Consider the following 23,939-nt stretch of genomic DNA (forward strand, 5'->3'; position numbering starts at 1 on the left):
CAGGCCTCGAAGCGCATGCGCGAAGCGCGAGTCTCGAGGCCTGAACGGCGAGACCAAGGGGGCCTCAACCCCGCGACGCCGCAGGCGGCGCCAAAAAACACAGCACCTTTGCGAGCAGGTCCACGCCTCTGCCTTCGCGAGTGGACCCACACCGTGGTCTTGGTGAGCAAAGGCGCAGACCCTGGTCTTCGCGAGCGAGCCCGCACCCCGGCAAGCGAGCAATTCCGGCAGCGAAGCCGCCGACAGGTGTGCCTGGGGGTTCACCGGGCCGGCGCGGGGTTGACAGCATCGTGCGCCAGGAACCGCGGACGATCCCTCGAGCACCGCGATTCCGGTCCGGCCTGCCCGGGTACCGCCGGACGAACTCTTACTCCGGTGGCGTGAAGGTGGTCGTGCGTTTCATCCCCGCTGCCCGGCCCTTTTCCGCGATGACCACCGCCATTTTCGCGCTGGCCTCGTCGATCATCTCGTCGCCGAGCATCACCGCGCCGCGGGCGCCGCCGGCGGCGGAGGTGTGGTAGGCGTAGGCCTCCAGGATGAGTTCGGCGTGGTCGTAGTCCGCCTGCCGGGGGCTGAAGATTTCATTGGCCGCGTCGACCTGGCTCGGGTGCAGTACCCATTTCCCGTCGAAGCCCAGGGCGGCGGTGCGGCCGGCGGCGCGCCGGAAGCCGTCGATATCGCGGATCTGCAGGTAGGGGCCGTCGATGGCCTGCAGGCCGTGGGCGCGGGCGGTGAGCAGGATGGTCATCAGGATGTGGTGGTAGGCGTCGCCGGTGTCGTAGCCCTGGGGCTGTTCACCGACCACGAGGGTGCGCATATTGATGCTGGCCATGAAGTCGGCCGGGCCGAAGACCAGGGTCTGTACCCGGGGGCTGGCCGTGGCGATCTCGTCGATATTGCGCAGGCCCAGCGCGTTCTCGATCTGCGGTTCGATACCGATGCGGCCGGGTTCGAGTCCGTTGGCCCGTTCCAGCTGGCTCAGCAGCAGGTCCAGCGCGCGCACCTGACCGCCGTCGGTGACCTTGGGCAGCAGGATCGCGTCGAGTGCGGTACCGGCGCCGTCGACCACCGAGATCACATCCGCGTAGGTCCACTGCGTGGTCCAGTCGTTGACCCGTACCACTCGCAACTGCCCACCCCAGCCGGAGTCGTTGAGGGCCGCCACGATATTCGCGCGGGCCGCGGCCTTGGCCTCGGGTGCGACCGCGTCTTCGAGGTCGAGAAAGACCTCGTCGACCGGTAGGCCCTTGGCTTTGGCGATCATCTTGGGATTGCTGCCCGGCACGGCGAGCACGGAACGGCGCGGCTTCATCAACTCTCCTGGGGGTCGGCCCGGTCCGGCCCCGGAACATCTAGCCTGACACCCATGGCAGCTACCAGGGTGTATATCGCCAGGCTGACCGGTCTGGCGGTGCTGGGGCCGGACGGCGAGTCTATCGGCCGTGTTCGCGACGTGGTCGTCGCCGTCCGGTACGACCGGCAAGAACCGCGTGTCCACGGCCTGGTGGTGGAGTTGCCGACCCGTCGCCGGATCTTCGTCCCGATGCTGCGCGTCACCGCCGTCGAACCCGGTTCGGTGAACTTGAACACCGGCAATGTGAGCCTGCGGCGTTTCGCGCAGCGGCCCGGTGAGGTGCTGGCCATGGCGCAGATCGTCGACTCGGCGGTACGCGTGGACGATCCCGATCTGCCCGATCTGGCGGGGGTCGATGTGTACGTGGTGGATCTGGGGATGACGCTCACCCGCACCCGGGACTGGCGGGTGGCGCGGGTCGCGGTGCGCGGGCACCGCAGGCTCGGGCGGCGGCGTACCGTGCACGTGGTCGACTGGGCTCGGGTGCAGGGCCTCACACCGTACGAACTGGGGCGGCCGGGTCAGGATGTGAGCACGCTGCTCGAGCAGTTCGAGGGTCAGCGCGCCGCCGATGTCGCGCATATGTTGCGCGAACTGCCGGAGAAGCGGCGGCTGGAGGTCGCCGTGGCGCTCGATGACGAACGGCTCGCCGACGTGGTGCAGGAGTTGTCCGGCGACGATCAGCTGGAGCTGCTGGGCAAGCTCGATATCGGGCGGGCGGCCGATGTCCTCGAGGCCATGGATCCCGACGACGCCGCCGACCTGCTGGGCGGGCTGCCGGAGAACGAGGCCGAATCCCTGCTGACGCTGATGGATCCGGAGGAATCGGAACCGGTGCGCCGGCTGCTCGAGCACTCCCCGGATACCGCGGGCGGGCTCATGACGCCGGAACCGGTGGTCCTGACGCCGTCGACGACCGTCGCGGAGGCGCTGGCCCGGGTCCGAGATCCCGACCTGACGCCCGCGCTGGCCTCGCTGGTTTTCGTGGTGCGGCCGCCGACGGCGACGCCGACCGGGCGCTATCTGGGGTGCGTGCATCTGCAACAGTTGCTGCGGGAACCGCCCGCCCATCTGGTGGGCGGGATCCTGGACACCGATCTGACCACTCTGCGCCCGGAGGCCCCGCTCACCGCGGTGGCCCGCTATTTCGCGAGCTACAACCTGGTGTGCGCGCCGGTGGTGGACGAGCAGAATCATCTGCTGGGCGCGGTGAGCGTGGACGATGTATTGGATCATCTGTTGCCGCAGGATTGGCGTGAGGACGAGCAACTGTTCGAGGGTGTACGGCATTGACGGACAAGAGCACCGCGAGCCGGGCGGCGGCGGCGGCCCGGCAGCGGCTGGAGACACCGGTGGAATCCCGGTTCCGATTCGATTGGGACGCGGAGGCGTTGGCGCGCGGCAGTGAACGCATCGCCCGGTTCCTGGGCACCGGACGCTATCTCGCGTTGCAGACGGTGGTGGTGATCGTCTGGATCGCGTTGAACATCTTCTTCCTCACGTTGCGCTGGGACCCCTATCCCTTCATCCTGCTGAATCTGGCCTTCTCCACCCAGGCCGCCTACGCCGCGCCGCTGATCCTGCTGGCGCAGAACCGGCAGGACAACCGCGACCGGGTATCGCTGGAGGAGGACCGGTTACGGGCGGCGCAGACCAAGGCCGACACGGAATTCCTGGCGCGCGAACTGGCCGCCCTGCGGCTGGCAGTGGGCGAGGTGGCCACCCGCGACTACCTGAGGCGGGAACTGGACGAGATCCGCGACGCACTCGATCGCCTCGAGTCGGCGGCGGGAGTGGGGCCGACGCGCCCGGAAAAGTCTGCCAAGCCGAAACGCAAGAAAACCTCCGGTCACAGGCCGGTTACGGGCTCTGTTTCATCGCCTGTCGCGGACGAATGACCGGAAATCCGCAATATGCTCCTGACCGGTAGGTAACCTGGATCACGTTGTCCCGAGCACGCCGTCCTGGAATGTCCGGGACGGTTGCTCACCTGTGACATAGAGGAAGGGTGGAGCCGAATGCGGATACCTACCCCTGTGGCAATGTCGGCTCTGGTCATGGCGGGCCTGGTAGCGAGCGGTTCGGCCGCCCACACCACCTTCTCGTCGACTCCCCCGGAGGCTCCCGGGGCTCGGCTCGCGGCCGATACCGATCGGCTCGAAGACCCGGACGTGACCACCGACGCGCCACTGACCCAGACACTCGGAATGCTACCGGTCGAGCGCTCGACACCCCGGAAACTTCGCGCGCTCAGCCCCTCCCCCGCCGACGGTATCCCACCGTTCGGTGGCATCGTCCCGCTGCAGACCATCAACCTGCCCCAGGGGGGCGGCGCGCTCGGTATTCCGGAGATCGTGCTCGCGGCCTATCGCAATGCCGAACTGGCCCTGCAGTCCTCGACACCGGGCTGCGGTGTCACCTGGAATCTGCTGGCCGGGATCGGCCGGATCGAATCGGGCCATGCGAGCAACGGCCGCACGGACGCCGCCGGTACCACCACCCCGCCCATTTTCGGTCCGGCACTGGACGGCTCGCTGCCCGGCAACGAAGTCATCCGAGCGGCCGACGGCGGGTACGTCCGGGCGCTGGGGCCCATGCAGTTCCTGCCGAGCACCTGGTCGCGCTACGCCGCGGACGGCAACGCCGACGGGCGCGCCGATCCGCACAATGTCTTCGACGCCGCCCTCGGCGCCGGGAAGTACCTGTGCTCGGGTGGTCTGAATCTGCGTGACCCGCAGCAGGAATTGCGGGCGGTGCTGCGCTACAACAACTCCATGTCGTATGCGGCCAATGTGCTGAGCTGGTCGGCGGCCTACCGGACCGGCGGCCGGCCGGCACCGGTCACCATCTCGCCCGATCTGGTCCCGCCGGGCAGTATTCCGACCGAATTCCCGTCCGGCCCAACCGATCTGCTGGCCGCGCAGACCGAGAACCAGGTCCCGCCGCCCCCGCCCTCGCTACCGGCGCAGACGCCGCGGCCCGCACCCATGATCCGGATCCCGGGCCTGCCGCCGATTCCCTGCGGACTGCTGTGCCCGCCCGCTCCGAGCGCCCCGAAGGTCGGCGAGGCGCTGCCCGATCCGGCTCCGGTCGTCCCGGACGGGCCCGCGGGCCGTACCGGTCCGGCAGCTCCGGCCCCCGGAGACCCGGCGGCACCCGAGCCCGGCGCCCCGTCCGCACCGGCACCGGCCGAATCCGCACCGGCCGCACCGGCGCCCGCCGAGAACCAGAACCCACCCGCTCCCGCACCTGCACCCGCACCACCGGCGCCGCCGTCGATCACGCTCCCCGGCGGGATCGTCATCCCGCTGCCGGTCGGGCCGGCCCCGGCTCCCGTGGTGGCTCCGCCCGCGCCGGCGGACACCACCCCGGCGGCACCCGAACCCGCGACTCCGGCGGCACCGCCGGCGCCTGTTCCGCCCGCCTGAGCAGGCGGTTCCCTCGGAGGCGCGGCAGCCGCACCCTCGCCGGTGCGGCGGGCCCGGACACTGGACGGGCCCGCCTGCCGCTGCGCCCGGCCGGGCGGGCGCGAACCGAGTTCCGAAGCGGCGTCACCGCTTCCCATTCCCATCCGCGCGGAAATAATGGTCACGGAGGAGTAACAAACAGATCTCGGATGCGGTATCGTCGACCCAACAGGTCACGGACCGGCAACGAACCACTCGTGACCGCAGGCTGTGCGTTGAGATGAAGGGCTTGAGTACGTGGGGCGTCACCGTAAACAGCAACCTGCCACCGTTTCCCGCGGCTCGGTGATCGCACTCACCGGGCTGGTTCCGGCCGGAGTCGTGGCCACCAATGCCGCCGCGGCAGTGGTCACCGATCCGACCGCGGCCTCGGTGGCCATGCAGATCTCGGCACTCGGCGCCGCCCCCGCGCAGGCGGCGGCCCCCGCCGCCGTCGACCCCACCGCGATGCACGCCATGGCCAAGCAGTCGCCCGGGGCGCGCGTCGAGGTGAAATCGGTCGCGCTGGATCCGAACCGCCCCCGCAACGATCTCCCCGTGGCCGCCTCGGGCATCCCCGGGATCGCCGAGGCCGCCTATATCGGCGCCGCGCAGATCCTGGCCGAGGAGAATCCCGACTGCAATATGCCGTGGACCATGCTCGCCGGTATCGGCCGGGTCGAGTCCACCCATATGAACGACGGCCGGGCCGATGCCGACGGTAATGCCCTGGCCCCGGTGTTCGGTCCCGTGCTGGACGGCAGCCTGTCCGGCAACAATGTCATCCACGATTCCGACGGCGGCGCACTGGACGGCTTCGGCGGTTACGACCGCGCCGTCGGCCCCATGCAGTTCCTGCCGGAGACCTGGACCGATTTCGCCGCCGACGGCAATCGCGACGGCATCTCCGATCCGCAGAACTACTACGACGCCACCCTGACCGCCGGCAAGTACCTGTGCTCCGGTGGTCTGGATATGCGCGATCCCGCCCAGCAGACCAGGGCGATCCTGCGCTACAACAACTCGATGGCCTACGTCGCGAACGTGATGGCCTGGGAGCAGTCGTACCAGACGGGTATCACACCGCGGCCCGCGGAACTCCCCAAGATCTGACCGCACTACCATCGGCAGCATGCCAGTGGTAACGGAAGCGGAGGTGCGGGGCGCCCTCGCGAAGGTCGACGACCCGGAGATCCGCAAACCGATCACCGAACTGGGCATGGTGAAAAGCATCCGGATCGAACCGGACGGCAATGTGCATGTCGAGGTCTACCTGACCACCGCCGGCTGCCCGTTGCGCACCGAGATCACCCAGCGGGTCAGTACCGCGGTCGCCGACGTCCCGGGCGTGGGCGCGGTCTCGGTCGATCTCGATGTGATGAGCGACGAGCAACGCACCGAACTGCGCAAACAATTGCGCGGTGACTCCGCCGAGCCGGTCATCCCCTTCGCCCAGCCCGGTTCGCTGACCCGCGTGTACGCGGTGGCCTCCGGAAAGGGTGGCGTCGGTAAATCCAGTGTGACGGTCAACCTGGCGGCGGCGCTCGCCGACCGCGGCCTCTCCGTCGGAGTCCTCGACGCCGATATCTACGGCCATTCCATCCCGCGCATACTCGGAACCGACGCCCGGCCGACCCAGGTCGAGCGGATGATCATGCCGCCGGTCGCGCACGACGTGAAGATGATCTCGATCGCGCAGTTCACCAAGGGCAACACCCCGGTGGTGTGGCGCGGGCCCATGCTGCACCGGGCCCTGCAGCAGTTCCTCGCGGATGTGTTCTGGGGTGATCTGGACGTCCTGCTGCTGGATCTGCCGCCCGGCACCGGCGATGTGGCGATCTCCATCGCCCAGCTGATCCCGAACGCCGAAATCCTGGTCGTCACCACCCCGCAGATCGCGGCCGCGGAGGTCGCCGAGCGCGCCGGCGCCATCGCACTGCAGACCCGGCAGCGGATCGCCGGCGTGGTGGAGAACATGTCCTGGCTGGATCTGCCCGACGGCACCCGGATGGATTTGTACGGGTCCGGCGGCGGTCAGGCGGTGGCCGACCGTCTCACCCGGGCGGTGGGTGCGGAGGTGCCGCTGCTGGGTCAGATCCCGATCGAGCAGGCGCTGCGGGAAGCCGGTGACGAGGGCACGCCCATCGTGCTGAAGGATCCGGAGAGCCCGTCGGCCGTGGCCCTGCGCGCGGTGGCGGATAAGCTCGCGGTCCGCCGGCGCGGCCTGGCCGGTATGTCGCTGGGTATCGACACCACCCGTCATCTCTGAGCGCACCTAGACTCGATCCATGCTCACCCTGCTGCTGTACGTCGTGATCGTCGGTTTGGTGGCCGCAGTCCTGTTCCTCCTGGCCAGCGCCCTGTTCGGGCGGTCGGAGGAGCTGGGCCCGCTCCCCGAGGGCACTACGGCGACGGTGCTACCGGTGGAGGGTATCGACGGCGCGGATGTCCGGGCGCTGCGCTTCCAGCAGGTGGTCCGCGGGTACAAGGCCGGCGAGGTCGATTGGGCACTGGCCCGGCTGGCCGCCCGGATCGACGAGTTGCAGGGTCAACTCGCCGAGGCCCGCGCGGCCGGTGCGGCCGCGCAGCACGGTACGGAGCAGCCGTGACCGCATCCGTGGCGGCCGATACGCTGATCCGTTGCCCGTGGTCGGTGGAATCACAGCTCTACCGGGACTACCACGACCAGGAATGGGGCCGGCCGCTACACGGGGACGACGCCCTTTTCGAGCGGCTGTGCCTGGAGGCTTTTCAGTCCGGCCTGTCGTGGATCACGATTCTGCGCAAACGGCCCGCGTTCCGGGCGGCGTTCGCCGGATTCGCCATCGACCGGGTCGCGGAGTTCGGTGACGCGGATCGTGAACGACTGCTCGCCGATGCCGGCATTGTGCGCAATCGCGCGAAAATAGACGCGTGTATCGCCAACGCGAAAGTCGCGCGCGAACTCGATATCGGACTCGACGAATTGCTGTGGTCCTTCGCCCCGCCGTCGCGACCGCGTCCGCGCGCATTGCCCGATATTCCGGCGACGACGCCCGAATCCGTCGCACTGGCAAAAGAATTGAAGCGGCGCGGTTTCCGTTTCGTCGGGCCCACCACCGCGTACGCGCTCATGCAGGCCACCGGTATGGTCGACGATCACTTGACCGAATGCTGGGTCGATACCCGGCACACCGCGGTCGGCTGACCGATCACATTTGGACGTCGAGTGTCCGTCATCTCATGCGATAGGGAAGAATGGACCGAGTGCGGTCCGTCGTCTCAACCGACGGACCGCCCGGTTGGCGACAACCGGAGTTCCGAGCAAGTGCGCAGCATACAGCGCAGATCTGGAGGGAGCAGAGGATGGCGGCCATGAAGCCCCGTACCGGGGACGGTCCCCTCGAGGCAACCAAGGAAGGCCGTGGGATCGTCATGCGGGTCCCACTCGAGGGTGGCGGGCGTCTGGTCGTAGAACTCACGCCGGACGAAGCCGCGGCACTCGGTGACGAATTGAAGAGTGTCACCGGCTAGACAGGTAGCCGAACAATCGGCGCTCGCCGCGGTCGCCGAGGTACTGAGCTGCCCCGAATGCGACCGCGGCCTGTCGTCCGCGCCGGGCACACTACGCTGCTCTCGGGGGCACAGTTTCGATATCGCCCGGCAGGGCTATATCAGCCTGCTCACCGGTGCCGCCACCAAACTGACCGGTGACACCGCTGCCATGCTCGACGCGCGGGCGGCCTTTCAGGGCACCGGAAATTTCGCGCCGATCGCCGACGCCGTCGCGGCGGCCACCGTGACCGCGCACGATACCGGCACCGGCGGATTCATTGCGGATATCGGTGCGGGTACCGGCTACTATCTGGCGCGGGTCCTCGAGTCGGTCCCGGCGGCCCGCGGGATCGCCTTGGATATCGCCAAACCGGCCGGTCGGCGGTGCGCCCGCGCCCATCCGCGCGCGGCCGCGGTGGTGGCCGACGCCTGGCGGGGCCTGCCGATCCGCGAACACACGCTCACCACCGCGCTGTCGGTGTTCGCACCGCGCAATCCGGACGCCGTGGCCCGGGCCCTCGGTCCCGGCGGCCGCTATATCGTCGTCACACCCACGGACCGGCATCTGGCCGAGCTCATCGAACCGGTCGGCATGGTCACCGTCGACCCCGCGAAGGACCGCCGCCTCGCCGAGGCCATGACCGGTCGTTTCACCCGGACCGAACACCGCACGGTCGACTACGCGATGACCCTTTCCCGCGCCGATATCGCGAATGTGGTGGCGATGGGCCCCTCCGCGCACCACGCCGGCGACGCGACGGCCCGGATCGCCCGCCTGCCCGAACTCTTCGAGGTCACCGCGTCGGTGACCGTGGGCACCTACGCCCCGGCCTGACCTCACCGGCCACTCGCCGCCGCGGTGAGAAGGGGGCAATAGTGCTGGCACAGCGGGCAATCCACCCGCGACAGCGCGCAGATCATCGCGGCCATCGCCCCACTGGCCAACGACATCACCTCCGGGTCCTCCTCGGCCTGACGGCCGGCGAGGGCTCAACGTTTACAGACGGTGCGGTACACGGCCAGGGTCTGCTCGGCAATCCGGTACCAGTCGAATTCGGCCCGGGCGCGGCGACGGCCCGCCGCACCCAGTTCGGCCGCGCACGCTCGGTCCAGCGCCAGCTCGTTGATCGCGGCCGCCAGCGCGCGCTCGTAGGCGCCGGTCGCCCCCGCCTCGAAATGCACCAGCCGGCCGGTCCGCCCGTCCGCGACCACCTCGGGAATTCCGCCCACGTCCGAGGCGATCACGGCGGTCGAACAGGCCATGGCCTCCAGGTTCACGATCCCCAGTGGTTCGTAGACCGAGGGGCAGACGAACACGGTGGCCGCCGCCAGCAGCTGCCGGATCTGTTCGGTGGGCAGCATCTCCCGGACCCAGAACACATTGCCCCGGCGGCGGTGCAACCCGGACACCGCATTCGCGACCTCGGCCTCCAGTTCCGGCGTGTCCGGCGCGCCCGCACACAGGACCAGCTGGATCTGCGGATCGATCTCGCGCGCCGCGCCCAGCAGATGGCCGACGCCTTTCTGCCGGGTTATCCGTCCGACGAACACCGCCAGCGGCCGGTCCGCCCGCACACCGAGTTCGTCGAGAATTCGGCGGCTACCGGGCTCCGGCGGGCCGGGATGCCAGACGCCGGCGTCGATCCCGTTGCGCACGACGTGCACCCGGGTCGGATCCAGCGCGGGATAGGCGTCGAGTACGTCGCGGCGCATCCAGTCGCTCACCGCGATCACCGCGTCGGCGTGTACGAGCGCATTACGTTCCGACCAGGACGAGAGCCGGTATCCACCGCCCAGCTGTTCGGCTTTCCACGGTCGCCGCGGTTCCAGCGAATGGGTGGTGACCACGTGCGGAATCCCGTAGAGGGTGGCGGCCAGATGCCCCGCAAGGCCCGAATACCAGGTATGCGAATGGACCACGTCGGCGGCGCCGACCGCGCCGGCCATCCGTAACTGTGCCGACATCATCCGGAGGGCGGGGTTGGCGCCGTCCAGGGCCGGATCGGGTCCGTGCACCTGTGCGGTGTCGCGCGGTACCCCCATGCAGTGCACGGTCACCGCGCTCATCCGCCGTAATCGGGCCGCCAGTTCGGTCACGTGGACGCCCGCGCCCCCGTAGACCTCGGGTGGAAACTCTCGGGTCAGCATGGCCACCCGTAGCTCGTCGGCCGCGGACAACTCGGCCGCGCCGCTGGAACCGGAACTCACGGATTCACGGTAGCCGCCGAGCGGTCGATGCCCGCCGACCACCTCGTTCGGTAGTTTGGCACTGTGAGGAGCCAGCCGCACGTCCTAGGAATCGTGCTCGCCGGTGGCGAGGGCAAGCGACTCTTTCCGTTGACCGCCGACCGGGCCAAGCCGGCCGTCCCCTTCGGCGGCGCCTACCGCCTCATCGACTTCGTGCTCAGCAATCTCGTCAATGCCGGTTTCCTCCGGATCTGTGTGCTCACCCAGTACAAATCGCATTCATTGGACCGGCATATCTCACAGACCTGGCGGCTGTCCGGTTTCGCCGGTGAATACATCACTCCGGTTCCCGCCCAGCAGCGGCTCGGGCCGCGCTGGTATACCGGCAGCGCCGACGCCATCATGCAATCGCTGAATCTCATCTACGACGAGGATCCCGATTACATCGTGGTCTTCGGCGCCGATCACGTCTACCGGATGGATCCCGAACAGATGGTGGCCCACCATATCGACTCCGGGGCCGGGGTCACGGTGGCCGGTATCCGGGTGCCGCGCAGCGAGGCGGGCGCTTTCGGCTGTATCGATTCCGACGAAGCCGGCCGCATAATCGGTTTCCTGGAGAAACCGGCGCATCCGCCCGGTATCCCCGACGACCCGAATTCGACCTTCGCCTCGATGGGCAACTATGTGTTCACCACCAAAGTGCTGGTGGATTCCATCAAGGCCGACGCCGAGGATTCCGATTCCGACCACGATATGGGTGGCGACATCATTCCCAGCCTGGTCTCGGCCGGTCAGGCGGCGGTCTACGATTTCGCCGACAACGAGGTGCCCGGCGCCACCGACCGCGACCGCGGCTACTGGCGCGATGTCGGCACCATCGACGCTTTCTACGAAGCCCATATGGACCTGGTGTCGGTGAACCCGATGTTCAACCTCTACAACCGGCACTGGCCCATCCGGGGCGCCGCGGAGAATCTCCCGCCGGCGAAATTCGCGCGGGGCGGCCTGGCCCAGGAAACGATCGTCGGGGCGGGCAGCATCCTGTCCGCGGCAACCGTCCGCAACTCGGTGCTCAGCGCGAATGTACTGGTCGACGACGGAGCCACCGTCGAGGGCAGTGTGCTGATGCCCGGGGTACGGATCGGGCGGGGGGCGGTGGTCCGGCGCGCGATCCTGGACAAGAACGTCATGGTGTCCGAGGGCGAGATCATCGGCGTGGATTCCGAGCGCGACCGCTCCCGGTTCGCGATCAGCAACGGCGGTGTGGTGACCGTAGGCAAGGGCACCTGGGTCTGACCGATACGGAAGTGCCCCCTCCCGGCGGAAGGGGGCATCACACCGACGGCAGCAGGTCAGCGGATGTCGCGTCCCCGCACCCCGGCGAGTCCGGCCGCGAGCAGCACCGCGGCGAGCACCGTGACCGCGACGACCGGAGTCGCGGTGAATTCCGATCCCGGCACCTTGGGCGCGTGACTGAACGGTTCCAGATCGCGGAACCACTGCGGCGCGCCGGAGAACGAACCGAACAGGAACACCGCGATCGCGGCGGTGAGCAGTCCCCAGGCCACCGGAGTCCAGCGCGGCACCAGCCCGAACAGCGCCAGGGTCAGCCCGGCGAAGAACCAGATCGCCGGCAGCTGGACCAGCGCCGCGGCCACCACACCGGGCAATTCCGCGCCGATATCGTCCTTGGCGAGACCATAGGCCACGCCACCGAGCAACCCGGCGGTCAGCATGATCACCACGGGCCCGCCGAGCGCGAACACCAGATGGCTGCCGGCCCAGCGCAGCCGGCCGACGGCCCCGCTGAGTACCGATTCGGCCTGGTGGCCGTTCTCCTCGCCGAACAACCGCAGTGTCGCCGAAACGGCGTACGCCGCGCCCGCGACCCCGAGCATGGTGAAGGCGTAGGAGATGAACGAGTCCTCGATCGATTCGGAGCCGCCCATCCGGGTGATCAGATCGCGCAGCGTCGCGTTCTCGGCGAAGCTGTCCCCGATACCCGCCACCACGCTGCCGATCACCAGACCGTAGAGACCGACCCCGACCGTCCAGGCCAGCAGCGTGCCGCGTTGCAGCCGCACCGCCAGGCCGAACGGTCCGGCCAGGCCCGCACCCGCCGCCGGTGCCCCGAGCCGTTCCGCGATGAGACCCGCACCGACATCGCGACGGCGCAGCAGCGCGTAGGCGACGATCATCAGCACCACCAGCAGGGCCAGGTGCAGCGCGAGCACCCACCAGCGATCACCGGCGTACGGTCGCACCTGCAACGACCAGCCCTGCGGGGACAACCAGGTCAGCGGGCTCACCGGGCCCGCCCCCGCCCGGGCGTCACCGATCGCCCGCAGGGTGAAGGTGGCCGCGAGCACCGCGAACGCCGATCCCCGGGCCAGCCGCGCGCCGGTACAGACCTGCGCCGTCACCGCGGCCACGGCCGCGAAAACCATGCCGGATCCGGCCAGCGCGAGCCCGAAGGCCAGCGATCCGCTCGCCGGGACATCGGTCGCGGTCAGACTCACCGCGCCGAGCAGTCCGGTGAGCAGTGAGCCGCCCAGCGCCAGGACGAGCGCGGCCGTCAGGTTCGCGTAGCGACCGACCGAAGTGGAGGCCAGGATCTCGCTGCGCCCCGTTTCCTCCTCGGCCCTGGTGTGCCGGATGACGGTGAGGATGGTGGCCACCGCGATCAGGGTGTGGAACATCCCGGCCTTCCAGATGCCCACCGCGCCGATCGAGGTGTTGTAGATCGGGCCGTACATCGCCAGTTGCGCCGGGCTGGCCAGGATGGTGGCCGCGAAGGAGGCGCGATCGGCCGCGGTGGGATACACCGATTCGATACTGGCCACATAGACACCGCCCAACGGCAGGGACAGCAGCAGGATCCACAGCGGCGCCACGATCCGGTCGCGGCGCAGGTACAGCCGCAGCAGCCGGGTGGTCCCGGTGAATCCGGTGCGGCCGGGACTCGTAGGGAGCACGCTGTGCCGTGCCCCGGCGACGGCGGTCGTCATTTCCGCGCCTCTTCCAGCTCGCCGGCCTCGTGGCCGTTGATCGAGTAGTGCCGCATGAACAGCTCTTCCAGCGTCGGCGGGCGGCTGGTCAGGCTGCTGACGCCGGTATCGCCGAGGACGCGGATGAGCTCGGCCAGATGTTCGCCGTCGACCTGGCAGCGCAGTGTGTGGTCGTTCATGCTCACATCGGCCACCCCGGGCATGGCCGCGATATCACCGGGATCGCCGGTGAGTTCGGCGGTGATGGAGGTACGGCTCAGATGCCGCATGGACGACAGCGTGCCGCTTTCCACCGTGCGCCCGGACCGGATGATGGTGACCCGCTCGCACAGTGCCTCCACCTCCGAGAGGATGTGACTGGACAGCAGCACGGTCGCCCCCCGCTCGGCCGCCTCGGCGACACATTCCCGGAACACCTGTTCCATCAGCGGGTCCAGGCCGGAGGTGGGCTCGTCCAGCAGCAGCAGCCGGGCGTGCGAGGAGAAAGCCGAGACCAGCGCGACCTTCTGGCGGTTGCCCTTGGAGTAGGTGCGTGCCTTCTTCCGGGGATCGAGTTCGTAGCGTTCGATCAGTTCGGCCCGGCGCGCGATGTCGAGCCCACCGCGCATCGAGGCCAGCAGGTCGATGGTCTCGCCCCCGCTCAGCGACGGCCACAGGGTCACATCGCCCGGCACGTACGCGATCTCGCGGTGTAGTGCCACCGCGTCCGCCCAGGGGTCGCGCCCGAGCATCCGCACCTCACCGGAGGTCCGCGCCAAGAGGCCGAGCAGCACCCGGATGGTGGTGGACTTACCGGCTCCGTTGGGGCCCAGGAATCCGTGGACCTCGCCCTCGGACACTTCCAGGTCCAGTCCGTCCAGTGCCCGGACCTGACCGAAGTGTTTGTGCAGACCCCGGATCCGAATTGCCGAAATCATCGTGTCTCCTCGTGGGACAGAGATAGAGCGTTGATGGAGAGGGTTCGCAGGCGCGGCGGATCGGACGCCGCGCCGGCTCAGTGCGCGTCGCCGGCGGTTCGGGCCGGCGTCGGCGTTTCTGGTGGGTGCGCGGCGGCCGCCTCCGCTCCGGCGTCCGGCGCGTCCGCGCGGCCGGTGGTCGGTGCGTCCGGCGTCGGCGGCGCACCGTGCCCGGTGCGGGCCGCGACGTCGGCCAGGACGGCGTCGAGCATGGTGGAGTCGGGTAGCAACCCTTCGGTGAAGATCTCCAGGGCGGGCAGCATCATCTGGTCGCTGTACTCCCGCAGCGCCTGCCGGTAGTCGACCGCCCCTGAGGCTCCGGCACGCAGCTGGATGAACAGCAGCATGCCGCCGCCGTTGACGCTCGCCAGGTAGCGCGACATCGCTTTCAGGTCCCGCGGCCTCCGCACGGCGCCGGAAGCGATCCCGGCTTCCAGGTACTGCTCGACGTCCTCGACCATGTGCTCGAACATCGATACCGCGAGGTCGCCACCGGCCTGGAAGCTGCGCATCACGTAGGCGATGATCGGCGCGAACTCCTCGATCTCGGCCAGCTGCTGTAGCAGATTCCCCGACGACGGCCGGTTCATGTAGCTCATCTTCGATTCGCGGATCACCGCGCGCACATGATCGTCGCATTCGCGCCGCAACCCGTCCTTGGAGCCGAAATGATGGTTGACCAGGCCCGGCGACACACCCGCGGCCGCCGCGATCGCACGTACACCGACTCCGAAGCCCTCGTCGCCGAACAGCACGAGGGCGGCGTCCCGAATCCGGGCCCGCGTGTTCAGATCATCGCTTGAACGCATGTTCAATACATTAAACACACGTTCAATGGCGGCGCAAGAGGGGTGCCGTAGAGATTCCGTAAAGACGACCGGCCCGGGCGTGCCACCTGGGCACAGAAGAACACAAATACGCAGTTCACAGCCGTACGTCGTCCCGCTGGATCCCGCCTCCCCCTCGAGCGTCGGTGGATAGGCCCCTGCCCGAAGCAGGCCGACCCACCGGACCGGCGCAGCAGCCTGTCGCCTCGCCGGAACGCGACCTCGACCTCGACCGAGGTTTCCGCCCCCGTCGCGGCAACGTCGCAGCAATACCACCCCGCACAGGCGTCGGACACCGCATCGAAACCGGATCGCCACCCACCGGTGGCGGCAACCCGCGCGCCGGCGCCGCACCGGATTCCATGCCACCGGACGTGATCTTCGGCGGGCAGTCGACACAGGGCGGAACAGCCGGCCGGACGAGTACGGCCGGCGGGACCGGCAATCGCGCCGGCCGTAACCGCGCCGGTCGTAACCGCGCCGAGGCATGCCCCGACGGCCTCGGCGAAGTCACCTTCGGGGGTCCCGGTCGAGCGCAACAACAGCGACGACCGTTGCACCCCGGCCCTCAGGCCTGCCGCGCCCGCTGCGCCTGATCACCGGCCCGGGGCGACCGGGAGTCCGATGGCGAGGAGGCCAGGAGCGCGCCGACGGCCGATCCCGGCCGCCGGGCTAGCCCTTGGACGCGCAGAGCAACCCGTCGCCGAGCGGAATGAGCACGCTGGTCAGACCCGGGTGCTCGGCCACGTACCGGGTCGCCGAACGCACCGCCTGGGTCGCCGCGTCGCGATTCGCCGGATCCGGTACCCGGCCCCCGAGCAGCGCATTGTGCAGCAGTACCGCCCCGCCGGCCCGCAGCAGCCGCACCGCCTCGGCAATGTATTGCGGATGCTCGATCGGCGAGGCATCGAGGAACACCAGGTCGTAGGCACCGTCGGCCAGCCGCGGCAGCACGTCCAGCGCACGCCCGTTGATCAGCCGGGTCCGGGCGAGCGGGATATCGGCGGCACGGAACGACTCCTTGGCCGCCCGCTGATGTTCGGGTTCGGAGTCGATGGTGGTGAGCGTGCCGTCCTCGCGCATACCGTCGAGCAGCCACAATCCGCTGACCCCGGCGCCGGTACCCACCTCGACCACCGCCCGCGCGTCCAGCAGTTGCGCGTACATGCTCAGCAGCGCGCCGACCGACGGCGGTACCGGAGCCACGCCCAGCTCGGTGGCCCGTTCGCGGGCGCTGACGAGTACCTCGTCCTCGACGACGGATTCCTCCACGTAGGCGAGATTGAGCTCCAGGTTCGATGCCACGCCCAAGAGGCTATGCCAAACGCGGCGATGCCGGTCGCAACATTCTCAGGTGTCCCTCAGGATCCCCATAACCGCCCCACACCGGGAGACGGAAGAGTGTGGGCTACGCAAGACCAGCCGACCGAGCGCGGCGGACGGGAACAACGGAGTACCGATCCACCGTTGCACCCGATGAACGACGGCCCGAACAACGGGCCGCGTATTCGAGCCTACGCCTCGGTCCCGATCAGGAGGTTGTCACCATCCACATGGTCGATGCGGCACGCGAGTCCGCCACCTTGCCCGAACTGTCCCGGGCCGACCGTTCGGCGACCCCCGCCGGGCACGGTCTGCCCGGGCCGGACGAATTCGGCCCGCGGCCGTTTACCGGGCCGGTTTCGGAGGTAGCCGCGCAGCACGACCCGGTGACCGAAGACCCCGCTCCGCCGGACGCCCTGATGGAGGTGCCCGATATGTCCAGTACCGACGAGCGAGCCGAGGAATACGACGCCGCCCAGGCCGTGTTGGCCGATACGGCCTCCGAACTCGACAGCATGCTTCCGCTCACCGGCACCGCCGCCTTCGACGCCACCGGCGACCGCACCGTGATGCCGACCTGGGACGAACTGGTCCGCGAACACGCCGACCGGGTCTACCGGCTGGCCTACCGCCTCTCCGGTGACGCGCAGGACGCCGAGGACCTCACCCAGGAAACCTTCATCCGGGTCTTCCGGTCCCTGTCGAACTACCAGCCCGGCACCTTCGAGGGCTGGCTGCATCGCATCACCACCAATCTCTTCCTGGACATGGTCCGGCGGCGCAGCCGTATCCGGATGGAGGCATTACCGGAGGACTACGACCGGGTACCCGCCGACGGCCCGGGGCCCGAGCAGGTCTTCCACGACGCCAGGCTCGATCCGGATCTGCAGTCCGCGCTGGACTCGCTGGCTCCGGAGTTCCGCGCCGCGGTCGTGCTCTGCGATATCGAGGGACTGTCCTACGAGGAGATCGGCGCGACGCTCGGCGTGAAACTCGGCACGGTGCGCAGTCGAATCCATCGCGGCCGGCAGGCACTGCGCGAGTATCTTGCGCATAATGGAGTCCAGGAGCGTTTCGCCGCCGAGGCGAGCTTCGGATGATCCTGCGATCATGACGCCGGGATCACAGCAGTTTGTGATACCGGTCGGGAAGGATGGGCAGCGAATGAGTGGCGACTCCGAAACGTCCGGTCGTCGTTCCCCGCAGTTCCACTCCACCGAGCATCTGGCGAGCGAGGCAGTCGCCGCCTACGTCGATGGCGAACTGCGGATGAACCCCTACCTGCGTGCGGCCCAGCACCTTTCGGTGTGCCCGGAATGCGCGGCCGAGGTCGAGGCCCAGCAGCAGGCGCGGATCGCTCTGCGCCGCGCCTCCCAGGTCTCGATTCCCACCGGCCTGCACGACACGCTGTCCCGCATTCCGCTCGCCGAACCGCCCAGCGGCGCACAATCGCAGAATTCGGCCGGAAATCAGCGTAACGAGGCGGTATTCGGCTTCACGAGCCAATCTTTCTCGGCAACCTTCGACAGCTTCCGGTGGTCGGTGTGGTGGCGCAAGTAGAGTTTGCCGCGTGAGTTCCGAACCGACGCAGAATTCCCCTGCCGATAACGCTGATTCGGCGGACGAAAACGGCACGACGACCGACAACGGCACTCTGCGCCCGCCCGATGCGCCCGTGTTGGCTCCGCGGCCGGTCTATCGACCCCATGTGGACTCACATACCGCGAATGCCTTCCGCCGGCCCTCGGGTCAATCCGGATCCTTCGCCGCACGCCCGGCCCGCCCGGACAACGATCGCGCGACCCAGGTGGCCCCGAAGGGCCCGCCACGCGCCGTACTGGAGGAGGCCTTCGGGCGTCCACCCGGTTCCACCGAACTGCTCCAGCGTGATCCCGACGCCGGCAACGAGCGCGAACCGGTAGCCGGCCCGGCCGACCCCTGGCGCGATCCGGATTCGGCGGCCCGCCTGGGCGCTCCGGCGCTCGCCACACCGGCCGCGCGAGAATTCCCGCGCGCCGAACAACTCTCCGCCCGGCAGGTGCTCTTCGGGTCCCGGGTCGCCCCCAAGGCGCTGCTGGTGCTCGGTGCGATCGCGCTGGCAATCGGGCTGGTCGGGGGCTTGGTCGGCCGGTTGACCGCGGAAACCGCTTCGACCCTGACCTCCCGCAAGGTCAGTCTCGAACAGACCGACGGCGAGCAGCCGCACGGCCCGATCGCGCAGGTCGCCGACGCGGTACTGCCGTCGGTGGTGTCCATCCGCACCACGGTCGGCGACAACGGCGCCACCGGGTCCGGTGTGGTCATCGACGGTAATGGCTATATCGTCACCAACAACCACGTCATCTCCATGGCGGCGCAGGACCAGTCCGGGCGGGCCCGGATCCAGATCACCTTCTCCGACGGCACCCGGACACCGGCCAATATCGTGGGTCGCGATCCCAAGACCGATCTCGCGGTACTGAAGGTAGATGTGAAAAATCTCACGGTTGCGCAGCTCGGTAAATCGGATGACGTGCAAGTCGGCGATGCGGTGCTGGCCGTCGGATCCCCGCTGGGCCTGAGCAAAACCGTCACCTCCGGCATCGTGAGCGCGCTGCACCGCCCGGTGAAACTGGAGGGCGAGGGCAGCGATACCAAAGCGGTGATCGACGCGGTGCAGACCGACGCGTCGATCAACCCGGGCAATTCCGGTGGCGCGCTGGTGGACGCGGACGGCCGGGTCATCGGGATCAACACCGCCATCCGCAGCGAGAGCGGCGGTTCGGTGGGCCTCGGCTTCGCCATCCCGGTGGACCAGATGACCCAGGTCGCGCAGACCCTCATCCGCGAGGGGTCGATCCATCACCCGATGATCGGGGTGAGCGCCCGGCAGAAGACCGTCGCCAACGAAGTCATGAGCGGCGCCGAGGTCGCCGATGTGCAGCCGGGCAGCCCGGCCGCGAACGCCGGCATCGTCGAAGGCGATGTGATCGTCCGGATCGGCGACCGTGAAGTCACCAATCCCGACGAACTGGTAGTGGCGGTTCAGATGAACAAGATCGGCCAGTCGGTGAACGTCCAGCTCATCCGGGAAGGCCGGCAGGTGGATATTCCGGTGACGCTGGCCTCCGACTGACCCGCTGGTCGCGGCGCCGGGTAGCCTGTAGGGGTGTTCAGCAGTATCGGGTGGGGCGAGATGCTCGTGCTACTCGTCGCCGCCCTCGTGATCCTCGGTCCGGAGCGCCTGCCCGGCGCCGCGCGGTGGACTGCGCGCAGCCTTCGCCAACTTCGCGATTACGCCACCGGCGCGACATCGCAGTTGCGGTCCGAACTCGGGCCCGAATTCGAGGAGCTGCGTAAACCGCTCGCCGACCTCCAGGAATTACGGGGTATGTCACCGCGTTCGGTGGTGACGAAACACCTCCTGAACGGCGATGATTCCCTTTTCAAGGATCTCGACAGCGCCCTGCCGGACAGCAAGAATGTGCTGGGGACACACAGCGGGATGCCAGATTACCCGATGCCCAAGTTGGATAAACCCTTGGAGCACAACGAACGTCCCCCGATCGATACCGACGCCACCTGATCGTCAACCAGGCTAGACGCAGTTCAGCGTCTCCCTGTCTAGACTTCGCACATGTCGGCCGATGACGTGGCGCGAATATTCGCGATCGAAGACAAAGTCGAGCGACTCAAGGCCGCCACCGAAGGTGTCGCAGCGGCTCAGCAGACCATCAACGAACTCACCCGGATTCGGCGCGCGGTGATCCGCGAATTACACGCCGAGGGGTGGACTTTCGCGAGAATCGGTGCCGCGGCGGGCCTTTCCCGCGCCCGGATCCACCAGGTGAGCACCCAGGGCCCGGCGCCCGAGGGGTTGTTCTTCGGGCACGGGCCGCTGACCCTGCTGGTCCCGGATACCCGCGCGGGCAGGCTGATCGGCGCCCCGGACCCGGCGGCGGCGCCCCGGCTGGCCGAACAGCTACGGGAACTCGGCTTCGCGGTCACCATCGAACCCTTCGCTCCGGGACACCCGATCGATCTGCTCCGGGACGGCCTCATCGTGATCGGCGGCCCGGAACTGTCGCCGAGCCTGCGGCATCTCATCGCCGCCGACCCACGCCTGCGCCGCGCCGTGGCCCGCCCCGGGGACGGCCGCCGCGGTATCGAGGATCGCGCCGCCCGGCGTATCTACCGGCCGGCCAGCCCGGAACCGCACGATATCGCCTATCTCGCACGGCTACCGCGCCCGGACGGCCGCGGTTCGATCCTGATTCTCGACGGCCTGCACCCACCGGGTTCGCTCGGCGCGGTACGGCTGCTGGCCACCCGGCTGGCGACCCTGCACGAACGAGCGGCCAACCGCCGCTTCTCCGTACTGATCGGCGTCCGTTACGAGCGCACCACCGGCGAACCCGTGGACGCCGATCTGCTCACCCCCGTCTATCTCCACGAACCGGTGGATTCCCGCCCCCAGGCGGTCCGCCCGCGGCGCTGACCGCGACACCGCGCCGACCGCGAATGACCGGCGGCGGATACCGCCGACACGCCGAAACACCGATAGCGACAGCGAATATTAGCTGGTCGAAGAATTGCTACTGTGGTGCGCAGTAGGCCGATTTCTATTACCGCGACCGGTTACCCGGGCCCGACGATTCGATAGCCAGAGCATTACTCGGTACCCCCTGCGGTGCACAGTGGCGATTGTCGGCTCCGAAAAGATGATTCGTGGAGGCTCAGGTGAACGCGTTGATCATCCTGGCGGTGGCCCTGGTCGCGGTGGGCTTGCTGATCACCCTCGTCCTGTGGCTGCGCGCCCCACATTCCGTCGAAAGCGACTACGTGACAGTCGCCGAACTCCGCGCGCGTCTGGAAAACGAACAGGAACCCGTCGATCAGGAAGCGGCCGAAGCGGAACCCACCGAAGCGGAAACGGCCGAAGAGCCCGGCGAAGACCGACCGGAAACAGGCGAAACCGGGGCCGCACCGGAACCGGCAGACAACGCCGGCCGTCCCGCGGCGGCCGTCGTCACCCCGCCCACGGCGACCGGCGCCGGACCCGAGATACCGCCCACCGCGCAATCCACGCCCGGCACCGGCGGCGCCGAACCCGGAGCTCCCGGCCGGACAGTGAAGGAGCCCGGAGCCGAACCGCCACCGGAAACCGAAGCCCTCGGCCGCCCGGCGAAGAAGCCCGGAGACGAGCAGCAGCCCCCGGAAACCGGAGACGAACCACCGTCGGAAAAGCCGGACCCGAACCACTGACGCCGGCGGGCGCCGCGGTGCGGGCCTGTTCGCTCACGCGGCCGCGACGTCCGGCCGGATGGTGTTCATCGGCGGCCGATCGACCAGATCCACCGCGGTGCTGTACGGGGTGAACTCGCCACCGATCAGCGGGAACTGGGTCAGCGCCGCCCCCGAATCCGGGACCCCGCTGCGACCCAGCACCGTCCCGAGGATCTGCCGGCTCATCACACCGAGATCGGCCAGCGGACGGTTGCGATGGGTACGAACACCCAGGTTGACCTGACCGATGGCACCCAGACCAAGCCGATCATAGGTATCGAGCAGCAACCCGATCTCCACCCCGTATCCCGGGGCGAACGGAACCGCTGTCAGCAACTCGCGGGTCCCGGCGTACTCACCGCCCAGCGGCTGCAACACCTGGGTCAGCCCCGGCCGCAGCGCGGCCAGCAGGGGCCGGGCCACGAGCTCGGTCACCCGGCCGCCACCGTGTGCGTCGACCCCGCCGCCGTGCCGCAGCGGCCGCCGGTAGTAGGCCTTCACCAGATGCAGGTCGGGAGTCGTGAGCAACGGACCGAGCAGCTTCGGCACAAAAGCCGGGTCCGGGTCGATCAGGTCGGAATCGACGAATGCCACGAGATCACCGGTGGTCACCGCCAGCGAACGCCACAGCACCTCGCCCTTACCCGGGAAAGGCTCCAGCTCGGGTACGGCCTGCTCCCGGGTGATCACCTCCGCGCCGGCCGCGCGAGCGCGGTCGGCGGTGGCGTCGGTCGACCCCGAATCCAGCACCACCAGCTCGTCCACCAGGGAGCCCAGCAGCGGACGGATACTGGCCACCACCTCCGCGACGGTTCTCTCCTCGTTCAGCGCGGGCAGCACCACCGATACGGTCCGGCCGGCCTTGGCGGCGACCAGATCGGTCACCGACCAGCCGGGGGCATCCCAGGTGTGGGTCGATGCCCAGTCGAGCTCGTGATGGGGAAATTTCATACGAGACCTCGCAGAGTTCGCACGGGGGGCCGGATGCCCTGGATCGCGGCGATCATGTCCACGACGCGACGGGTCGCGGCGACCTCGTGCACACGGAAAACGCGAGCACCGGCCGCGGCCGACCATGCTGTTGCCGCCAATGTGCCCTCCAGTCGTTCGGAAAGTCCGACACCTAATGTCTCTCCGATGAAATCCTTGTTGCTCAGCGCCATCAAGACCGGCCACCCGCTTTTAACAAGAACGTCCGCTGCCCGCAACAGTGCGAGCCCGTGATAGGTGTTCTTCCCGAAATCATGGGTGGGATCGATGAGAATCGAATCCCGGCGCACCCCCGCCGCCGCGGCCTGCTCCGCCGCCCGCACCACGGTATCGGTCACCTCCGCCACCACATCGGCGTACCGGACCCGATGCGGCCGGGTGCGCGGCACCGCCCCGCCGGTGTGACTACATACGATCCCGGCCCCGGTCTCGGCCGCCACCGGCACCAACTCCGGATCCGCACCCGCCCAGGTGTCGTTGATCAGGTCCGCCCCCTCGGCCACCGCGGCCCGCGCCACCTCCGACCGCCAGGTATCCACACTGATCAACAGGCCGGGATAGGCCGCGCGGATGGCCGCCACGAACGGCACCACCCGCCGCGCCTCCTCGGCCGCGTCCACATGCTCCCCCGGCCCCGCCTTCACCCCACCGATATCGACGAGATCGGCGCCCTCGTCCACAGCACGGGCCACTGCGGCCAGCGCGGCGGAATCGCTGAAGGTCGCGCCACGGTCGTAGAAGGAATCAGGGGTGCGGTTCACAATGGCCATCACCAGCGCGCGATCCGTCGCGACGGTCCGGCCGCAGAGTGTCGGCAACGGCCGGACGGGCTCGAACATGAACTCAGTTTATGGCGGGCTCACGTGCGCGGGGTCGAGGGCCCCTCGGTCCCGCCGTTCAGCGCCCAACATCCGCGCTTCGCGCATGCGATATGCGGACCGACCGCCCGAGCACCTCCGGCCACCGACGTGAAGGTGCTGTGTTTTTTGGCGCCGCCTGCGGCGGCGCGGGGTTGAGGCCCCCTTGGTCTCGCCGTTTCGGCCTCG

The 23,939-nt window shown here is 68.9% G+C and carries 24 protein-coding genes; 16 read left to right on the plus strand and 8 right to left on the minus strand.

Going from position 1 to position 23,939, the window contains the following annotated elements; translation table 11 throughout:
- Window positions 1-367: 367 nt before the first annotated feature.
- On the minus strand, window positions 368-1,312 hold the full coding sequence (locus tag ACLML9_RS17395; RefSeq protein ID WP_411946517.1) for an HpcH/HpaI aldolase/citrate lyase family protein: 945 nt from the start codon (window positions 1,310-1,312) through the stop codon (window positions 368-370).
- A gap of 54 nt (window positions 1,313-1,366) precedes the next feature.
- Between ACLML9_RS17395 and ACLML9_RS17400 the strand changes: the two genes are divergently transcribed.
- The 9 genes from ACLML9_RS17400 to ACLML9_RS17440 all read left to right on the plus strand — a co-directional run bounded on the left by ACLML9_RS17400 (window position 1,367) and on the right by ACLML9_RS17440 (window position 9,169).
- Window positions 1,367-2,647 carry a magnesium transporter MgtE N-terminal domain-containing protein gene (locus tag ACLML9_RS17400; protein WP_411946518.1) on the plus strand — a complete coding sequence of 427 codons (1,281 nt, stop codon included), beginning with the start codon at window positions 1,367-1,369 and terminating at the stop codon, window positions 2,645-2,647.
- A complete protein-coding gene (locus tag ACLML9_RS17405) occupies window positions 2,644-3,252 on the plus strand; it encodes a DUF1003 domain-containing protein (RefSeq protein WP_411946519.1) in 609 nt (202 codons plus the stop codon). The genes ACLML9_RS17400 and ACLML9_RS17405 overlap by 4 nt, the downstream gene beginning before the upstream one ends.
- A 144-nt stretch (window positions 3,253-3,396) precedes the next feature.
- Entirely contained in the window at window positions 3,397-4,782 is a 1,386-nt protein-coding gene (locus ACLML9_RS17410) for a lytic transglycosylase domain-containing protein (RefSeq protein ID WP_411946520.1), read from the plus strand.
- Window positions 4,783-5,058: 276 nt separating this feature from the next.
- Window positions 5,059-5,913, plus strand: a complete 855-nt coding sequence (locus ACLML9_RS17415) for a lytic transglycosylase domain-containing protein (protein ID WP_411946521.1) — start codon at window positions 5,059-5,061, stop codon at window positions 5,911-5,913.
- A 19-nt stretch (window positions 5,914-5,932) separates the two neighbouring features.
- Window positions 5,933-7,069, plus strand: coding sequence for an Mrp/NBP35 family ATP-binding protein (locus ACLML9_RS17420; RefSeq protein ID WP_411946522.1), 1,137 nt, complete (start codon window positions 5,933-5,935; stop codon window positions 7,067-7,069).
- Window positions 7,070-7,088: 19 nt separating this feature from the next.
- Window positions 7,089-7,409, plus strand: a complete 321-nt coding sequence (locus ACLML9_RS17425) for a DivIVA domain-containing protein (protein WP_265803907.1) — start codon at window positions 7,089-7,091, stop codon at window positions 7,407-7,409.
- The gene (locus ACLML9_RS17430) at window positions 7,406-7,987 is read left to right on the plus strand and encodes a DNA-3-methyladenine glycosylase I (protein ID WP_411946523.1); all 582 of its coding nucleotides are present in this window, start codon (window positions 7,406-7,408) and stop codon (window positions 7,985-7,987) included. Before ACLML9_RS17425 ends, ACLML9_RS17430 begins: the two co-directional genes overlap by 4 nt.
- A 158-nt stretch (window positions 7,988-8,145) precedes the next feature.
- Window positions 8,146-8,313 (plus strand): DUF3117 domain-containing protein, encoded by a 168-nt coding sequence (locus tag ACLML9_RS17435; RefSeq protein WP_064484472.1) that lies wholly within the window; start codon window positions 8,146-8,148, stop codon window positions 8,311-8,313.
- Window positions 8,300-9,169, plus strand: coding sequence for a putative RNA methyltransferase (locus ACLML9_RS17440; protein WP_411946524.1), 870 nt, complete (start codon window positions 8,300-8,302; stop codon window positions 9,167-9,169). The genes ACLML9_RS17435 and ACLML9_RS17440 overlap by 14 nt, the downstream gene beginning before the upstream one ends.
- 155 nt (window positions 9,170-9,324) lie before the next feature.
- Here the strand turns inward: ACLML9_RS17440 and glgA are convergent, their stop codons facing one another.
- Window positions 9,325-10,482, minus strand: a complete 1,158-nt coding sequence (gene glgA / locus ACLML9_RS17445) for a glycogen synthase (RefSeq protein WP_411946536.1) — start codon at window positions 10,480-10,482, stop codon at window positions 9,325-9,327.
- Window positions 10,483-10,605: 123 nt separating this feature from the next.
- Between glgA and glgC the strand changes: the two genes are divergently transcribed.
- Window positions 10,606-11,820, plus strand: coding sequence for a glucose-1-phosphate adenylyltransferase (gene glgC, locus ACLML9_RS17450; RefSeq protein WP_411946525.1), 1,215 nt, complete (start codon window positions 10,606-10,608; stop codon window positions 11,818-11,820).
- Window positions 11,821-11,876: 56 nt separating this feature from the next.
- Here glgC and ACLML9_RS17455 read toward each other — a convergent pair whose 3' ends face one another.
- The 4 genes from ACLML9_RS17455 to ACLML9_RS17470 form a co-directional block, all read right to left on the minus strand.
- Entirely contained in the window at window positions 11,877-13,532 is a 1,656-nt protein-coding gene (locus ACLML9_RS17455) for an ABC transporter permease (RefSeq protein WP_411946526.1), read from the minus strand.
- Complete coding sequence (locus ACLML9_RS17460; RefSeq protein WP_411946527.1) at window positions 13,529-14,449, minus strand: ATP-binding cassette domain-containing protein; 921 nt, start codon at window positions 14,447-14,449, stop codon at window positions 13,529-13,531. Before ACLML9_RS17460 ends, ACLML9_RS17455 begins: the two co-directional genes overlap by 4 nt.
- A gap of 77 nt (window positions 14,450-14,526) precedes the next feature.
- A complete protein-coding gene (locus ACLML9_RS17465; protein ID WP_411946528.1) occupies window positions 14,527-15,297 on the minus strand; it encodes a TetR family transcriptional regulator in 771 nt (256 codons plus the stop codon).
- A gap of 690 nt (window positions 15,298-15,987) precedes the next feature.
- Window positions 15,988-16,620: an O-methyltransferase gene (locus ACLML9_RS17470; protein WP_411946529.1), complete on the minus strand. Its 633-nt coding sequence runs from the start codon at window positions 16,618-16,620 to the stop codon at window positions 15,988-15,990.
- A 533-nt stretch (window positions 16,621-17,153) separates the two neighbouring features.
- Here ACLML9_RS17470 and sigE point away from each other — a divergent pair.
- The 6 genes from sigE to ACLML9_RS17500 all read left to right on the plus strand — a co-directional run bounded on the left by sigE (window position 17,154) and on the right by ACLML9_RS17500 (window position 21,882).
- A complete protein-coding gene (sigE, locus tag ACLML9_RS17475) occupies window positions 17,154-17,738 on the plus strand; it encodes an RNA polymerase sigma factor SigE (RefSeq protein ID WP_051714688.1) in 585 nt (194 codons plus the stop codon).
- Between the two features lie 64 nt (window positions 17,739-17,802).
- Window positions 17,803-18,198 (plus strand): hypothetical protein, encoded by a 396-nt coding sequence (locus tag ACLML9_RS17480; protein ID WP_411946530.1) that lies wholly within the window; start codon window positions 17,803-17,805, stop codon window positions 18,196-18,198.
- Window positions 18,199-18,208: 10 nt separating this feature from the next.
- Window positions 18,209-19,753: a trypsin-like peptidase domain-containing protein gene (locus tag ACLML9_RS17485; protein WP_411946531.1), complete on the plus strand. Its 1,545-nt coding sequence runs from the start codon at window positions 18,209-18,211 to the stop codon at window positions 19,751-19,753.
- Window positions 19,754-19,786: 33 nt separating this feature from the next.
- Window positions 19,787-20,203 carry a Sec-independent protein translocase protein TatB gene (tatB, locus tag ACLML9_RS17490; protein WP_411946532.1) on the plus strand — a complete coding sequence of 139 codons (417 nt, stop codon included), beginning with the start codon at window positions 19,787-19,789 and terminating at the stop codon, window positions 20,201-20,203.
- A gap of 51 nt (window positions 20,204-20,254) precedes the next feature.
- A complete protein-coding gene (locus tag ACLML9_RS17495; protein WP_411946533.1) occupies window positions 20,255-21,115 on the plus strand; it encodes a hypothetical protein in 861 nt (286 codons plus the stop codon).
- A gap of 242 nt (window positions 21,116-21,357) precedes the next feature.
- A complete protein-coding gene (locus tag ACLML9_RS17500) occupies window positions 21,358-21,882 on the plus strand; it encodes a hypothetical protein (protein WP_411946534.1) in 525 nt (174 codons plus the stop codon).
- 33 nt (window positions 21,883-21,915) lie between these two features.
- Here ACLML9_RS17500 and ACLML9_RS17505 read toward each other — a convergent pair whose 3' ends face one another.
- The gene (locus ACLML9_RS17505; protein ID WP_411946535.1) at window positions 21,916-22,854 is read right to left on the minus strand and encodes a glucosyl-3-phosphoglycerate synthase; all 939 of its coding nucleotides are present in this window, start codon (window positions 22,852-22,854) and stop codon (window positions 21,916-21,918) included.
- Window positions 22,851-23,732, minus strand: coding sequence for a dihydropteroate synthase (gene folP, locus ACLML9_RS17510; RefSeq protein WP_356991655.1), 882 nt, complete (start codon window positions 23,730-23,732; stop codon window positions 22,851-22,853). Before folP ends, ACLML9_RS17505 begins: the two co-directional genes overlap by 4 nt.
- Window positions 23,733-23,939: the final 207 nt, after the last annotated feature.

Origin of the sequence: Nocardia sp. NPDC002869 (genome assembly GCF_046764065.1) — a bacterium.
Lineage (GTDB): Bacteria > Actinomycetota > Actinomycetes > Mycobacteriales > Mycobacteriaceae > Nocardia > Nocardia rhamnosiphila.

Excerpts from the sequence above, each read along its gene's own strand:
- ACLML9_RS17395 (WP_411946517.1), bottom strand. The coding sequence starts at position 1,312 with ATGAAGCCGCGCCGTTCCGTGCTCGCCGTGCCGGGCAGCAATCCCAAG.
- ACLML9_RS17400 (WP_411946518.1), top strand. The coding sequence starts at position 1,367 with ATGGCAGCTACCAGGGTGTATATCGCCAGGCTGACCGGTCTGGCGGTG.
- ACLML9_RS17410 (WP_411946520.1), top strand. The coding sequence starts at position 3,397 with ATGTCGGCTCTGGTCATGGCGGGCCTGGTAGCGAGCGGTTCGGCCGCC.
- ACLML9_RS17420 (WP_411946522.1), top strand. The coding sequence starts at position 5,933 with ATGCCAGTGGTAACGGAAGCGGAGGTGCGGGGCGCCCTCGCGAAGGTC.
- ACLML9_RS17425 (WP_265803907.1), top strand. The coding sequence starts at position 7,089 with ATGCTCACCCTGCTGCTGTACGTCGTGATCGTCGGTTTGGTGGCCGCA.
- ACLML9_RS17435 (WP_064484472.1), top strand. The coding sequence starts at position 8,146 with ATGGCGGCCATGAAGCCCCGTACCGGGGACGGTCCCCTCGAGGCAACC.
- glgA (WP_411946536.1), bottom strand. The coding sequence starts at position 10,482 with ATGCTGACCCGAGAGTTTCCACCCGAGGTCTACGGGGGCGCGGGCGTC.
- ACLML9_RS17455 (WP_411946526.1), bottom strand. The coding sequence starts at position 13,532 with ATGACGACCGCCGTCGCCGGGGCACGGCACAGCGTGCTCCCTACGAGT.
- ACLML9_RS17460 (WP_411946527.1), bottom strand. The coding sequence starts at position 14,449 with ATGATTTCGGCAATTCGGATCCGGGGTCTGCACAAACACTTCGGTCAG.
- ACLML9_RS17465 (WP_411946528.1), bottom strand. The coding sequence starts at position 15,297 with ATGCGTTCAAGCGATGATCTGAACACGCGGGCCCGGATTCGGGACGCC.
- sigE (WP_051714688.1), top strand. The coding sequence starts at position 17,154 with ATGCTTCCGCTCACCGGCACCGCCGCCTTCGACGCCACCGGCGACCGC.
- ACLML9_RS17480 (WP_411946530.1), top strand. The coding sequence starts at position 17,803 with ATGAGTGGCGACTCCGAAACGTCCGGTCGTCGTTCCCCGCAGTTCCAC.
- ACLML9_RS17495 (WP_411946533.1), top strand. The coding sequence starts at position 20,255 with ATGTCGGCCGATGACGTGGCGCGAATATTCGCGATCGAAGACAAAGTC.
- ACLML9_RS17505 (WP_411946535.1), bottom strand. The coding sequence starts at position 22,854 with ATGAAATTTCCCCATCACGAGCTCGACTGGGCATCGACCCACACCTGG.
- folP (WP_356991655.1), bottom strand. The coding sequence starts at position 23,732 with ATGTTCGAGCCCGTCCGGCCGTTGCCGACACTCTGCGGCCGGACCGTC.